A 12897-nucleotide genomic window follows, 5' to 3' on the forward strand; every position below is an offset into this window, starting at 1 on the left:
AGTCAGGTTTCCTTTGTTGGGAATCCTCCCTGCGAAGCGGGGAGGGGGACCATCCGAAGGATGGTGGAGGGGGGCGGGGCGGTCCCGTCTGCAATGCGACGTCTGCGGCCCTGCGGCCCGCCCCCTCCGTCAGCCCCTTGCGGGGCTGCCACCTCCCCATGGCCTGTGGCCACGGGGAGGATTTGCAGGGGTCTTAGATCTTGCCGACGAGGTCGAGCGAGGGAGCAAGCGTTGCTTCGCCTTCTTCCCACTTGGCCGGGCAGACCTGGCCGGGGTGCTCGCGCCAGTACTTGGCGGCCTTGATCTTGCGGACCAGTTCCTTGGCGTTGCGGCCCACGCCCTCGGGGGTGATTTCGACCAGCTGGATCACGCCGTCCGGATCGACCACGAAGGTGGCGCGGTCAGCCAGGCCGACGCCTTCGCGCAGCACGCCGAAGTTGTTGGCAAGGTTGTGGTTCTGGTCGCCGAGGAAGGCGTAGGTGCACTTGCCGATGGCGTCCGAGGTGTCGTGCCATGCCTTGTGGCTGAAGTGCGTGTCGGTCGAAACGCCGAACACTTCGACGCCCAGGCCCTGAAGCGTGGCGTATTCACCGGCGAGGTCTTCCAGCTCGGTCGGGCACACGAAGGTGAAGTCCGCCGGGTAGAAGAAGAACACGGCCCACTTGCCCGCGATGTCGCCTTCGGTGACGTCGAAGAAGTCCTTACCGGCCTGGAAGGCGGTGTTCTTGAACGGCTTGATGGTGCTGCCGACGATACCCATGGATGTAGTTCCCTCAGTTGGGTGGTTGAAACTGGTGAAGCTCAGATAGGCCGGGGGTGTGACGATTGTAAGCACGATGATCCGATTGGGCTCATCGGTTCAGGCGATCAATCGGAGATGGATTGTGCAGCTCTGTCGATGAGATGTGGAAAGCATCGTACCGGTCTGGCCAACTCTCCCTTCATCGTCATTGCGAGCGAAGCGAAGCAATCCAGAGCGGTGTAGGGCCGCCCTGGATTGCTTCGCTTCGCTCGCAATGACGAACTGGGGTTGAAGGCGTCAGCGGTCCCGGATCAAGTCCGGGACGACGACCTCAGCAACCGTACCAGCACTTCGTCCAGCGCCGAGAGGAACCGCGAGCGGTCCTGCTTCGCGAACGGCGGCGGCCCGCCGACGATGTCTCCGCCCGCGCGCAAGTCCGCCATGATCGCGCGGGTGGCGATGGCGCTGCCGATCGAACTGGTGGTGAAAGGCTTGCCGTTGGGAGCAACCACGCTCGCACCCAGCTTCAGGCAGCGGTCCGCTAGGAGGATGTCGGCGGTGATCACCACCGTGGCGGCGTCAGTATTCTCCACGATCCAGTCGTCCGCCGCGTCGAAGGCGTCGCTGACCACCTTGCGGGAAATCAGCGCACTTTGCGGGACGCGGATCGCGCTGTTGCTGACGACGACGACGGGCACCTTGTGGCGGGCGGCGACCTTGTAGGTCTCCTCCTTCACCGGGCAGGCGTCAGCGTCGATCAGGATGCGCAAGCAAATCCTCCCTGAGCTTGCTCGGGGAGGGGGACCGCCCGCGCAGCGGGTGGTGGAGGGGGAGACGACCCCTCCGTCAGCCCTGCGGGCTGCCACCTCCCCATTGCTTCGCAACAGGGAGGATTCGGGCCACTCAACCGCACTGCCCGCGGTGAAGCAGCTTGTGATCGGCCAGCACCAGCGCCATCATCGCCTCGACCACCGGCACGCCGCGGATGCCGACGCAGGGGTCGTGGCGGCCCTTGGTGAACATCTCGGTCGCCTCGCCGGAGCGGTTGATGGTCGCTTGCGGAGTGAGGATCGAACTGGTCGGCTTGAACGCCACGCGGCAGGTCACCGGCTGGCCGGTGGAGATGCCGCCCGCGATGCCGCCCGCGTGGTTCGCCAGAAACTCCGGCGCGCCGTCCGGCCCTTCGGCATTCGGGCGCATCGGGTCGGCGTTCTGCTCGCCGGAGAGGCGCGCGGCGGCGAAGCCGTCGCCGATCTCGACGCCCTTGACCGCGTTGATGCCCATCATCGCCGCCGCGAGATCCGCGTCGAGCTTGGCGTAGAGCGGGGCGCCCCAGCCTGCGGGCACGCCGCTGGCATAGCATTCCACCACCGCGCCGACCGAAGAGCCGCTCTTGCGCGCGTCATCGACGATCTTCTCCCAGCGCGCCGCAGCGGCCGCGTCGGGGCAGAAGAACGGGTTGCCCGCGATCTCGGCTTCGTCGAACTTGCCCGGATCGATCATGTCGCCGCCGATCTCGGAGACGTAGGCGAGGATCTTGACCTCGGGGATCACCAGCCGCGCCACCGCGCCCGCCGCCACGCGGCTGGCGGTCTCGCGCGCCGAGGAGCGCCCGCCGCCGCGATAGTCGCGGAAGCCGTACTTGGCGTCGTAGGCGTAGTCGGCATGGCCGGGGCGATAGGCGACGGCGACCTCGGAATAGTCCTTGGAACGCTGGTCGACGTTCTCGATCATCAGGCTGATCGGGGTGCCTGTCGTGCGTTTTATGCCATCTTGGCCTTCGAACACGCCCGAGAGGATGCGGACCTGGTCCGGCTCCTGCCGCTGCGTGGTGAACTTCGACTGGCCGGGGCGGCGTGCGTCGAGGAAGGGCTGGATCACGCCTTCGTCGATCGCGAGGCCGGGCGGGCACCCGTCGACGACGGCGCCGATGGCGGGTCCGTGGCTTTCACCCCAGGTGGTGAAGCGGAAAAGGCGGCCGAAGCTGTTCATGCTCATGGTGCCTCGCGCCTTGTCGGGAATCGCGCGATTTGTCCAGTGGAGCGCTGATTGTGGTCGAAGCGGCTGCGATCTTCCCGAAGCGGGACAAATCGCAAGTCACAATGGCGCTTTTGATCACTTGTACAACCGATTGCGGCGATGCAGGGAGCGCAAATGTTCCTTGTCCTTTTCCGCAACCGCAAGCGCGCCGACATCGACGTTGACGCTTATATCCACGACGCCGTCGCCATGGAGGCGATGGCCGCCGAGCAGCCGGGATTCCTGTTGTTCCGCAGCTATACGGCGGACGACGGCGAAGTGCTGTCGATGTCGGAATGGGAGAGCGCGGAGCACGCCGCCGCCTGGGCGCGCAATGCCGAGCATCTCATGGTCCAGCGTCGCGGCATGAAGGAATATTACGAGAGCTACACGCTCTACACGTGCGACATGCCCAAGGTGCAGCGCTTCGACATGAAGGCAAGGCTGCCGGGCTGATCGGCCCCATGTTCTTGCCGGTATGCATCGCGCGCGGCTTGGTGTATCGCCGCGCGTGAAGCAGGCTCCTTACCGTAACTTGTGCCTGCGTTTCAGGGCGATAGGTACGGCATGGCGATCGAGTTCTACGGCATCCCCAACTGCGACACGGTGAAGAAGGCGCGTGTCTGGCTTGACGCGAAGGGGATCGCGTACACGTTCCACGACTACAAGAAGGAAGGCGCGGACCCGGAAAAGCTCGCGGCGTGGATCGACGCCGCCGGGCTCGACAAGGTGCTGAACCGCGCCGGGACCACCTTCCGCAAGCTGCCCGATGCCGACAAGGCCGACCTCGACGCCGAGAAGGCGACTGCGCTGATGGCCGCCAATCCCAGCACCATCAAGCGGCCGGTGGTGGAATATCCCGGCGGCATCCTCGTCGGCTTCAAGGAGCCGGAATGGGCGGCGGCGCTGGCCTGATTCGGGGACTGTTTCGGGGGCCGGGGCAATGAACACCGTCGAATGGATCGCGGCCGCGCTCGGTCTTGCCAACATTGCGCTGCTGGTGCGGCGCAGCGTGTGGAACTATCCGTTCGGCATGGCCATGGTGGCGCTCTATGTCGCCGTGTTCTTCGAGGCGAAGCTCTACGGAGAGGCGGGGCTGCAGGTCTTCTTCTTCGTGGCGCAGGGGTGGAGCTGGGTGCTCTGGCTGCGCGCGGCGAAGACCGGCGGCGAGGGCGACGACCGCGTGCCCGTTCGCCTGCTGAGCAACCTCAGCCGCGTCGTCTGGCTGACGGCGACGGCGGCGCTGGCGCTCAACCTCGGCTGGGTGATGCACCGCTTTACCGACGCCTCGCTGCCTTACGCCGACACCGCGATTGCCGGGGCCAGCATCGCCGCGCAGATCCTGCTCGCGTTTCGCCGCATCGAGAACTGGGTCTTGTGGATCGCCGTCGATATCGCGTCCATCGCAGTCTACGTTCACAAGGACTTGTGGGCGACGGCGGGGCTTTACGTCGTATTTCTCCTGATGTCGGTGCTGGCCTTGCGGGAATGGATCGTCGCCTACAGGACGCAGGCATGAAGACCGTCTGCCTCCACGGCGCCGAGAGCACCGGCAAGTCGGTGCTGTGCGAGCGCCTGCTCGTCACGCGCGGCTGGCCTTTTGTGCCGGAGTATGGCCGCACCTATTGCGAAGAGAACGGCATCGACCTGACGATGACCGACCTTCTCGTCATCGCCGAGGGGCAGGCCCGGCACAATCGCCGGGCGCTGTCTGACGATGACGGTGCGCCGGTCCTGTTGTTCGACACCGACCAGCTGATGACCGCCGCCTGGGCGCAGATGCTGTTCGGCGAAGTGCCCGAAGCCCTGCTGGCCTATCCCAAGGCCGACCTCTACCTGCTGTTCGAGCCCGATGTGCCCTGGCAGGAGGACGGCACCCGCTTTTTCGGGACCGATGACACCCGCGCCCGCTTCGCCGCGCTGGCCGAGGACATGCTGGTGCGTGCCGGGGTGACCTTCGTGCGCATCGCCGGAACCTGGGCCGAGCGTGAGGCGAAGGCCGTGGCGGCGATCGAGGGGGTGCTGGGGTAAGGTCCCCAAATCCTCCCTGTCGCAAAGCGATGGGGAGGGGGACCGCTCGCGTAGCGAGTGGTGGAGGGGGAGAAGCCCCTCCGTCAGCCCTGCGGGCTGCCACCTCCCCATTCCTTCGGAACAGGGAGGATGCTTACTTCTTCCGCGCCGTCGCGATGAAGTTCAGCGCCAGATCGTCTGACAGGTGCAGCCCCTTGAGCGGCGACCATGCGATCCCGCGCGGCGTACCCAGTTCCAGCCCGGCGCCATCCGCAAGCTCGCGCAGTTCCTCAGGCGTCACGAACTGGCTCCATTCGTGCGTTCCCTTCGGCACATGGCCGAGCCGCTCCGCCGCCTCCACCAGCAGCACGCGCGAGCGGGCGGTGCGGTTGGGGCAGGAGAGGATCATCAGTCCATCGTCCGCCAGCGCAGCGGACAGGTCACCGATGAACGCGGCCTTGTCGGTGACGTGCTCGATCACCTCCAGCGAGCAGACGAGATCGTAGCCGGTCAGGCCCAGCGATCCCAGTTCGCCCGCGCGGTAATCGATGGCCAGCCCGCCCGCCTCGGCATGGGCGCGCGCGGCGGCGGCGTTCTCCGGCGCCGCGTCCACGCCCGTCACCGCCGCGCCCATGCGCGCCAGCGGCTCGCACAGCAGGCCCGCGCCGCATCCGGCATCGAGAGCGCGCTTGCCCGCCAGCGGCCTGAGCCCACGCGAATCGGTGCCGAAATGCCCGTCGATCGCCTCGCGGATGAAGCCGAGGCGCACCGGGTTCAGCTTGTGCAGCATCGCCGACGTGCCCTTCGGATCCCACCACTCGGCGGCGAGGGCGCCGAAGTGCGCGGCCTCCTTCGGATCGATTGTTGCGCGCGAAGCGGGAAGAGAGGCAGTTGCATTGTCCATGATCCCCCCCTAACAGCGCCGCCGACTCTTATCCACACTCGCGCACTCCGCGCGGGTCTTTTACGCAGGGGAGCAACGGCGCCTTGGCACGTATCGTGATGAAATTCGGCGGCACTTCCATGGCCGGGTCCGAGCGCATCCGGCGCGTGGCGGGTATCGTCAAACGCCAGCAGGAAGCCGGGCACGAAGTGGCCGTGGTCGTCTCCGCGATGGCGGGCGAGACCGACCGCCTCGTCAACTTCTGCCGTGAAGCGGACGCCCTCTACGATCCCGCCGAATACGACGTCGTCGTCGCCTCGGGCGAGCAGGTCACCTCCGGCCTCCTCGCGCTGACGCTGCAGTCGATGGGCTGCAAGGCGCGCTCGTGGCTGGGCTGGCAGGTGCCGATCAAGACCGATGACGCCCACGCCAAGGCCCGCATCGAGGACATCGACGCCGAGGCGCTGATCGCCTCGATGGCATCGGGCCAGATCGCGGTGATCCCCGGTTTCCAGGGCGTTTCGCCCGACAACCGCGTCACCACGCTGGGGCGCGGCGGCTCGGACACTTCGGCCGTGGCCGTGGCGGCGGCGGTGAAGGCCGACCGCTGCGACATCTACACCGACGTCGACGGCGTCTACACCACCGACCCGCGCATCGTCGCCAAGGCGCGCAAGCTGCCGCTGGTGACTTATGAGGAAATGCTGGAACTGGCCTCGGTCGGCTCCAAGGTGCTGCAGACCCGCTCGGTCTCCCTCGCCATGAAGGAGAATGTGCGCGTGCAGGTGCTGTCCTCGTTCATCGACGAGAACGCACCCGCCGCCGATACCATCCCCGGAACCCTGATCGTCAGTGACGAAGAGCTTGAAGGAAGCGACATGGAACGCCAGCTGATCACCGGCATCGCTGCCGACAAGAACGAAGCCAAGATCACCCTGACCCGCATCGCCGACCGTCCGGGCGCGGTGGCGTCGATCTTCGCGCCGCTCGCGGATTCGAACATCAACGTCGACATGATCATCCAGAACGTTGCCAAGGACAAAGGCGAGACCGACGTGACCTTCACGGTCCCGCAGGCCGACCTCGCCCGCGCGCAGGCGCTGCTGGAAGAGCGCAAGGACGCGATCGGCTACTACCGCATGATCGCCGAGGGCAACGTGGCGAAGATCAGCGTCGTGGGCGTCGGCATGCGCAGCCACGCAGGCGTCGCGGCGACGATGTTCAAGACGCTCGCCGATCGCGGTATCAACATCATCGCCATCTCGACCAGCGAGATCAAGGTATCGGTCCTGATCGACACCGACGAAACCGAACTGGCCGTGCGCGTGCTGCACACCGCTTACGGACTCGACGCGGCGGCCTGATCGCAGCGTTCTCGCGTACCCGCGAAGGATTGGAGAAAGGCGGCGCGGTAAGCGCCGCCTTTTTTCGTTTCCGCTATCCGCGCGTCGGATACAGCGCTGTCAAATACGCGAAACCGGGATATGGCGGGTGCACAAGTATCCCGATCAGCATTCCAACGGAGTAATCGACCTTGCGCCTTTCCCGAATGGTACTCGCCCTGGCCCTGACGTCGTCGCTGGCTCCCCTTGCGGCTGCACCGGTCGTTGCCAAAGAGGCGAAAGTCGTCACCGAGGCCGAGGCACGGGCGCGCGCCGAGGCGATGCTGCAGCGGATGACGCTGGAGGAGAAGGCGGGCCAGCTCGTCCAGTACTTCGACTTCGGCGGGGCTACCGTGGCGAACCCCAAGGCGACGGCGGTGAACATCGACGCCGCGATCGCGAAGGGGCAGGTCGGCTCGATGCTGTTCGTCACCGACCCGGTCCGCATCAACGCGCTGCAGGAACTGGCGGTGAAGAAGACCCGCCTCGGCATTCCGCTGCTGATCGGCTACGACGTGATCCACGGGTTGCACACGATCATGCCGGTGCCGATCGCGATGGCCGCGTCGTGGGACCCGGCGACGGCCGAGCGCGGCCAGGCCGTCGCGGCATCGGAAGCGCGCGCGGTGGGCATCAACTGGACCTTCGCGCCGATGGTCGACATCACCATGGACCCGCGCTGGGGCCGCATGGTCGAGGGCGCGGGCGAGGACCCGGTGCTCGGCGCGGCGATGGCGGCGGCACAGGTGCGCGGCTTCCAGGGCGGGGCCATCGGCACGCCGGGCCACGTGCTGTCCGGCCCCAAGCATTTCGTCGGCTACGGCGCCTCGTTCGGCGGGCGTGACTACGACGAGGTGGACTTGTCGGAAAACCAGCTGCGCAACACTTACCTGCCGCCGTTCAAGGCCGCGCTCGATGCGGGCGCGGGCAATATCATGAGCGCCTACATGGGCCTCAACGGCGTTCCGGCGGCGGCGAACACGTGGCTGCTGACCGACGTGCTGCGCAAGGAATGGGGCTTCAAGGGCTTCGTGGTGAGCGATGCCAACGGCGTCGATTCGCTGGAGAAGCAGGGCATGGCGGGCAGCCCGAAGCAGGCCGCCGTGCGCGCGCTGGAGGCGGGCATGGACCTTGCGATGACGGTGCCGAGCAACCCCTCACCGATGCTGTCGCTGATCGACGCGGTGAAGAACGGCGAAGTGGCCGAAAGCGCGCTCGACGGCCCGGTGCTGCGTCTGCTCGAGGCCAAGTATCGCCTTGGCCTGTTCGACAAGCCCTATGTCGATCCCAAGGCGGTGCCCAGGACCTTCGACGATCCCGCCCACCGCGAAGTCGCACGGATCGCGGCCGAGCGGTCGGCGGTGCTGCTGGCCAATGCGGGTGGGCTGCTGCCGCTGGACCGCAGCAAGCTCAAGTCGGTGGCGGTGATCGGGCCGCTCGGCGATGCGGGCCACGACATGCTCGGCCCCTGGGTGTTCTCCTCCAACAAGCCGGAGGGCGTCAGCGTCCTTGCGGGCCTGCGCGCCAAGCTGGGCGCGGGCGTGAAGGTCGAATATGCGACCGGAACGGCATGGCCGACCCGCAAGAACCCCTCCTTCTTCGACGCGATGAACAAGCCCGGCGAGCATCCCGCGATCGACGAGAAGGCGGAACTGGCCAGGGCGATCGCGCTTGCGAAGCAGTCGGACGTCGCGGTCATGGTGCTGGGCGAGGCGCAGAACATGGCGGGCGAATTCGCCTCGCGATCGGACCTGAAGTTGCCGGGCCGTCAGCAGGAACTGCTCGACGCGGTGATCGCCACGGGAAAGCCGGTCGTCGTAGTGCTGGTCAACGGCCGTCCGCTCAGCCTCGGCGATGCGAAGCCCGGCGCGGTGCTGGAGGCGTGGTATCCCGGCTCCGAGGGCGGCAATGCCGTCGCCAACCTGCTGCTCGGCGATGTCAATCCCGGCGGCAAGCTGCCCTTCAGCTGGATTCGCAGCGCTGCCCAGGCGCCTTACACGTATGCCTACCTGCCCTCGCACCAGCCCGGAAGCGCCGACAAGCGCTACTGGAACGAGGACAATTCGCCGACCTGGCCCTTCGGTCATGGCCTGAGCTACACCACGTTCGCTTACGGCAAGCTGGCGGTGGACCGCGCCTCGGTGAAGCCGGGCGAGCCGGTCACGGTGTCGTTCGACCTCACCAACACCGGCAAGCGTGCGGGCGACGAGGTGGCGCAGCTCTACATCCACCAGCGCGTGGGCACGTCCTCGCGTCCGGTGCGCCAGCTCAAGAAGTTCGCCCGCGTCGCCCTCGCGCCGGGCGAGACGAAGCATATGCAGTTCACCCTGACGGCCGACGACCTACGCTACTGGAGCGCGGTGACCAAGGGCTGGGTGCAGGACGACAGCGCGTTCGACGTGTGGGTCGGCGGCGATTCGAAGGCTGACATGGCGACGACGTTCACGGTGGCGAAGTAGGACACCGACCCTTTGACAGTCATTCCCGCGAAGGCGGGAACCCATCTCCGGTTCTCTCGTGTTGCACGGTCATCAGATGGGTCCCCGCCTTCGCGGGGATGACTGTCAAAGGGTGACGGAACAATCACGAAAAAGGCCCCGTGCGCGGACATCCCCACACGGGGCCTTTTCATTCGACCGTCAGGTCAGTCTGCCAGTTCGGGCACCGGCGAGAGTTCGGTGCTCACGCTCATCCCCAGCGCAGCCGCCAGGCCCGCACCGTAAGCCGGATCGCAGCGGGTGGCATTGTCGATGTGGCGCTGCTTGATGAAGTCCGGCGCGTCGCCCATGGCGCGGGCGGTGTTGCCGAACAGACGCTCCTTCTGCGCATCGTCCATCAGCTGGAACAGCGCGCGCGGCTGGCTGTAGTAATCGTCGTCATCCTCGCGGAAGTTCCAGAAGTCGGCAGCGCCCGAGAGGCGCAAGGGGGGCTCGCGGAATTCGGGCTGGTCCTGCCACTGGTCGAACGAGTTCGGGTGGTAGTGCAGCAGTCCGCCGTAGTTCCCGTCGACCCGGCCCTGGCCGTCGCGGTGGTTGTTGAACACCGGGCAGCGCGCCGCGTTCACCGGGATCTGGTGGTGGTTGACCCCCAGACGATACCGCTGCGCGTCCGAATAGGCGAACAGGCGCGCCTGCAGCATCTTGTCGGGCGAGACGCCGATACCGGGGACGAGGTTGGACGGGCTGAAGGCGCTCTGCTCCACGTCCGCGAAGAAGTTCTCCGGATTGCGGTTCAGTTCCATCATGCCGACCTCGATCAGCGGATAGACCTTCTGCGACCAGACCTTGGTGAGATCGAACGGGTGGAAGCCGCACGTCTCGGCCTCGGCCTCGTCCATGATCTGGACCATGACCTTCCACTTCGGGAACTCGCCGCGCTCGATCGCCTCGTAGAGATCGCGCTGGTTGCTCTCGCGGTCGCCGGCGACGACTTCGGCGGCTTCGGCGTCGGTCAGATGCGCGTGGCCCTGCTGGGTCTTGAAGTGCCACTTCACCCAGAACCGCTCGCCCGCCTCGTTGTAGAACGAGTAGGTGTGGCTGGAGAAGCCGTCCATGTGGCGGTACGACTTGGGGATGCCGCGATCGCCCATCACGTAAGTGACCTGGTGGAAGGCTTCGGGCAGCAGGGTCCAGAAGTCCCAGTTGTTCTGCGCGCTGCGCATGTTGGTGCGCGGATCGCGCTTCACCGCTTTGTTGAGATCGGCGAAGTGGCGGGGATCACGCACGAAGAAGACCGGCGTGTTGTTGCCGACCATGTCCCAGTTGCCTTCCTCGGTGTAGAACTTCACCGCGAAGCCGCGAATGTCGCGCTCGGCATCGGCCGCGCCGCGCTCTCCGGCCACGGTGGTGAAGCGGGCGAACAGTTCGGTCTGCTTGCCCTTTTCAGCGAGGAACTTCGCGCGGGTGTACTTCGAGACGTCACCGGTGACGGTGAAGGTGCCGAATGCGCCCGAACCCTTGGCGTGCATGCGACGCTCGGGGATCACTTCGCGGTTGAGGTTGGCCAGCTTCTCGATCAGCCAGACGTCCTGCATCAGCAGCGGGCCGCGCGGCCCGGCGGTGTAGGAGTTGGAGTTGTCGACGACCGGAGCGCCGAACTGCGTGGTCAGCGGGGTAGCGGCGCCGTGGCCGTAGGGGCACTTGGGCTCGTCTGAGTTGGATCCGTGCATGTCGGCTCTCCTTTGGTCATGGGCCTGTGGTCATGGATTGGCGTGTGCTGCCCTTTGGCGGCTCTGCTGTAGACCTAACGAGGCCCGCCAAGGCGGAGAAGCTATACGAACATGTAAGAGTAATCGGGAAACTCGATGAAACTCGATCTATTCTTCGGATCTTACGGCCCAGCACGTCGTGCGCAGCGAAACCAGCGTGTCGATGACGTGCAGGTGACACTCGCGGACCCGCGCCAGATCACCGGCCTGCGTGGCCTTGCGCACTTCATCGGCAAGGACCTGCATCTTCGCGGCTGAAGGTTCGGGCAACTTGCGGCCGAGCATCACGATTTCCGTGGCGCGCGGGGCGCCGAGACCGGCGGTGGCCTGCGTACTCAACCGCAACGCGCCTTCGAGATCCAGAATGTCCTCGAACAGATGTTCGTCGATCGTTACGCCCTGCGCGGCGACCGCTTCCGGGCCCGACGGTGTCGTGGCTGCGGCATTCAGCGGTTCGTCGTCGTGTTGCATGTTGGAAATGACCCCCTGATTTCCATGTAACTGTGCCTCACCTGAACGAACTTGTCGCCATTTGGTTCCGTCGCTCGCCGCTTGTGCGGTGCGGCTCGTCACCCTATGGCGCACGGCTGAACAAAAATCCGGGCTATGGGAATTTCATGACCGCCTTCACCAAGACTTCCGCGCTGATGGCGCGCGGCTGCGAATTCCTCGGCACCGAGACCGCCATCCTGTGCGGCGCCATGTCCTGGGTTTCCGAGCGCAACCTCGTCTCCGCGATCAGCAACGCGGGCGGCTTCGGCGTGATCGCCTGCGGGGCGATGACCCCGGAACTGCTCGACACCGAGATCGCCGCCACCAAGGCGCTGACGTCCAAGCCCTTCGGCGTGAACCTCATCACCATGCACCCAATGCTGTTCGACCTGATCGACGTCTGCGCGAAGCACGGCGTGACGCATGTGGTGCTTGCGGGCGGCATTCCGCCCAAGGGCAGCGTCGAGGCGATCAAGGCGAACGGGGCGAAGGTCATCTGCTTCGCGCCCACGCTGGCGCTGGGCAAGAAGCTGCTGCGCTCGGGCGCGGACGCGCTGGTGATCGAGGGTTCGGAAGCGGGCGGCCACATCGGCCCCGTCTCCACTTCGGTGCTGGCGCAGGAAATCCTGCCGAGCCTCGCCGCCGACAACCTCGTGTTCGTCGCGGGCGGCATCGGCCGGGGCGAGGCGATCGCCGGATACCTCGAAATGGGCGCGGCCGGCGTGCAGCTCGGCACCCGCTTCGCCTGCGCGAGCGAATCGATCGCCCATGAAGCGTTCAAGAAGGCGTTCTTCCGCGCCTCGGCCCGCGATGCGGTGGCATCGGTGCAGGTCGATCCGCGCCTGCCGGTGATCCCGGTGCGCGCGCTCAAGAACAAGGGCACCGAGGAATTCACCGCCAAGCAGATCGAAGTCGCGCGCCTGCTGGACGCGGGCGAGGTCGACATGGGTGAGGCGCAGCTCAAGATCGAGCACTTCTGGGCCGGCGCGCTGCGCCGCGCGGTGATCGACGGCGACGTCGAGAGCGGCTCGATCATGGCGGGCCAGTCGGTCGGCATGGTCGGCAAGGAGGAGCCGGTGGCCGAGATCATCGCCGCGCTCATGGCCGAGAGCGAGGCCGCGCTGACCAATCGCGGCGCCGTCGCGGCGTAAGGGGCAAGGGT

General features: G+C 66.3%; 13 protein-coding genes. 7 read left to right on the top strand and 6 right to left on the bottom strand.

Annotation, left to right across the window (positions count from 1 at the left end; all coding sequences use genetic code 11):
* Nucleotides 1–193 precede the first annotated feature (193 nt).
* The 3 genes from ahpC to aroC form a co-directional block, all read right to left on the bottom strand.
* Nucleotides 194–760 (bottom strand): alkyl hydroperoxide reductase subunit C, encoded by a 567-nt coding sequence (ahpC, locus tag QRN25_RS20405; RefSeq protein ID WP_008831739.1) that lies wholly within the window; start codon nucleotides 758–760, stop codon nucleotides 194–196.
* Nucleotides 761–1053: 293 nt separating this feature from the next.
* Nucleotides 1054–1512: a YaiI/YqxD family protein gene (locus tag QRN25_RS20410; RefSeq protein WP_285021101.1), complete on the bottom strand. Its 459-nt coding sequence runs from the start codon at nucleotides 1510–1512 to the stop codon at nucleotides 1054–1056.
* A 133-nt stretch (nucleotides 1513–1645) separates the two neighbouring features.
* On the bottom strand, nucleotides 1646–2740 hold the full coding sequence (gene aroC / locus QRN25_RS20415; protein ID WP_285021103.1) for a chorismate synthase: 1095 nt from the start codon (nucleotides 2738–2740) through the stop codon (nucleotides 1646–1648).
* A gap of 156 nt (nucleotides 2741–2896) precedes the next feature.
* On the opposite strand from aroC, the gene QRN25_RS20420 reads away from it, so the two are divergent.
* The 4 genes from QRN25_RS20420 to QRN25_RS20435 all read left to right on the top strand — a co-directional run bounded on the left by QRN25_RS20420 (nucleotide 2897) and on the right by QRN25_RS20435 (nucleotide 4792).
* Nucleotides 2897–3217, top strand: coding sequence for an antibiotic biosynthesis monooxygenase family protein (locus QRN25_RS20420; protein WP_008830561.1), 321 nt, complete (start codon nucleotides 2897–2899; stop codon nucleotides 3215–3217).
* Nucleotides 3218–3328: 111 nt separating this feature from the next.
* Nucleotides 3329–3676 (top strand): arsenate reductase, encoded by a 348-nt coding sequence (locus QRN25_RS20425; RefSeq protein ID WP_008830560.1) that lies wholly within the window; start codon nucleotides 3329–3331, stop codon nucleotides 3674–3676.
* A gap of 28 nt (nucleotides 3677–3704) precedes the next feature.
* Entirely contained in the window at nucleotides 3705–4280 is a 576-nt protein-coding gene (pnuC, locus tag QRN25_RS20430; RefSeq protein ID WP_008830559.1) for a nicotinamide riboside transporter PnuC, read from the top strand.
* Nucleotides 4277–4792, top strand: a complete 516-nt coding sequence (locus tag QRN25_RS20435; protein ID WP_271182031.1) for an AAA family ATPase — start codon at nucleotides 4277–4279, stop codon at nucleotides 4790–4792. The genes pnuC and QRN25_RS20435 overlap by 4 nt, the downstream gene beginning before the upstream one ends.
* Nucleotides 4793–4925: 133 nt before the next feature.
* On the opposite strand, the gene ubiG is transcribed toward QRN25_RS20435, so the two are convergent.
* Nucleotides 4926–5675, bottom strand: a complete 750-nt coding sequence (gene ubiG, locus QRN25_RS20440; protein WP_285021108.1) for a bifunctional 2-polyprenyl-6-hydroxyphenol methylase/3-demethylubiquinol 3-O-methyltransferase UbiG — start codon at nucleotides 5673–5675, stop codon at nucleotides 4926–4928.
* Nucleotides 5676–5758: 83 nt separating this feature from the next.
* On the opposite strand from ubiG, the gene QRN25_RS20445 reads away from it, so the two are divergent.
* Both QRN25_RS20445 and QRN25_RS20450 read left to right on the top strand, forming a co-directional pair.
* Nucleotides 5759–7018 carry an aspartate kinase gene (locus QRN25_RS20445; RefSeq protein WP_434547984.1) on the top strand — a complete coding sequence of 420 codons (1260 nt, stop codon included), beginning with the start codon at nucleotides 5759–5761 and terminating at the stop codon, nucleotides 7016–7018.
* A 170-nt stretch (nucleotides 7019–7188) separates the two neighbouring features.
* Entirely contained in the window at nucleotides 7189–9495 is a 2307-nt protein-coding gene (locus tag QRN25_RS20450) for a glycoside hydrolase family 3 N-terminal domain-containing protein (RefSeq protein WP_285021110.1), read from the top strand.
* A 185-nt stretch (nucleotides 9496–9680) separates the two neighbouring features.
* Here the strand turns inward: QRN25_RS20450 and QRN25_RS20455 are convergent, their stop codons facing one another.
* Together QRN25_RS20455 and QRN25_RS20460 are read right to left on the bottom strand one after the other, a co-directional pair.
* Nucleotides 9681–11204 carry a catalase gene (locus QRN25_RS20455; protein WP_285021112.1) on the bottom strand — a complete coding sequence of 508 codons (1524 nt, stop codon included), beginning with the start codon at nucleotides 11202–11204 and terminating at the stop codon, nucleotides 9681–9683.
* Between the two features lie 147 nt (nucleotides 11205–11351).
* Nucleotides 11352–11816 carry a hypothetical protein gene (locus tag QRN25_RS20460; RefSeq protein ID WP_285021114.1) on the bottom strand — a complete coding sequence of 155 codons (465 nt, stop codon included), beginning with the start codon at nucleotides 11814–11816 and terminating at the stop codon, nucleotides 11352–11354.
* Nucleotides 11817–11860: 44 nt separating this feature from the next.
* On the opposite strand from QRN25_RS20460, the gene QRN25_RS20465 reads away from it, so the two are divergent.
* Nucleotides 11861–12886 carry an NAD(P)H-dependent flavin oxidoreductase gene (locus QRN25_RS20465; RefSeq protein ID WP_008832620.1) on the top strand — a complete coding sequence of 342 codons (1026 nt, stop codon included), beginning with the start codon at nucleotides 11861–11863 and terminating at the stop codon, nucleotides 12884–12886.
* Nucleotides 12887–12897: the final 11 nt, after the last annotated feature.

The sequence above is a fragment of the Novosphingobium sp. fls2-241-R2A-195 genome (genome assembly GCF_030209485.1).
In the GTDB taxonomy this organism is placed as follows: Bacteria; Pseudomonadota; Alphaproteobacteria; order Sphingomonadales; family Sphingomonadaceae; genus Novosphingobium; species Novosphingobium resinovorum.

Excerpts from the sequence above, each read along its gene's own strand:
- ahpC (WP_008831739.1), bottom strand. The coding sequence starts at position 760 with ATGGGTATCGTCGGCAGCACCATCAAGCCGTTCAAGAACACCGCCTTC.
- aroC (WP_285021103.1), bottom strand. The coding sequence starts at position 2,740 with ATGAGCATGAACAGCTTCGGCCGCCTTTTCCGCTTCACCACCTGGGGT.
- QRN25_RS20420 (WP_008830561.1), top strand. The coding sequence starts at position 2,897 with ATGTTCCTTGTCCTTTTCCGCAACCGCAAGCGCGCCGACATCGACGTT.
- QRN25_RS20425 (WP_008830560.1), top strand. The coding sequence starts at position 3,329 with ATGGCGATCGAGTTCTACGGCATCCCCAACTGCGACACGGTGAAGAAG.
- pnuC (WP_008830559.1), top strand. The coding sequence starts at position 3,705 with ATGAACACCGTCGAATGGATCGCGGCCGCGCTCGGTCTTGCCAACATT.
- QRN25_RS20435 (WP_271182031.1), top strand. The coding sequence starts at position 4,277 with ATGAAGACCGTCTGCCTCCACGGCGCCGAGAGCACCGGCAAGTCGGTG.
- ubiG (WP_285021108.1), bottom strand. The coding sequence starts at position 5,675 with ATGGACAATGCAACTGCCTCTCTTCCCGCTTCGCGCGCAACAATCGAT.
- QRN25_RS20455 (WP_285021112.1), bottom strand. The coding sequence starts at position 11,204 with ATGCACGGATCCAACTCAGACGAGCCCAAGTGCCCCTACGGCCACGGC.
- QRN25_RS20465 (WP_008832620.1), top strand. The coding sequence starts at position 11,861 with ATGACCGCCTTCACCAAGACTTCCGCGCTGATGGCGCGCGGCTGCGAA.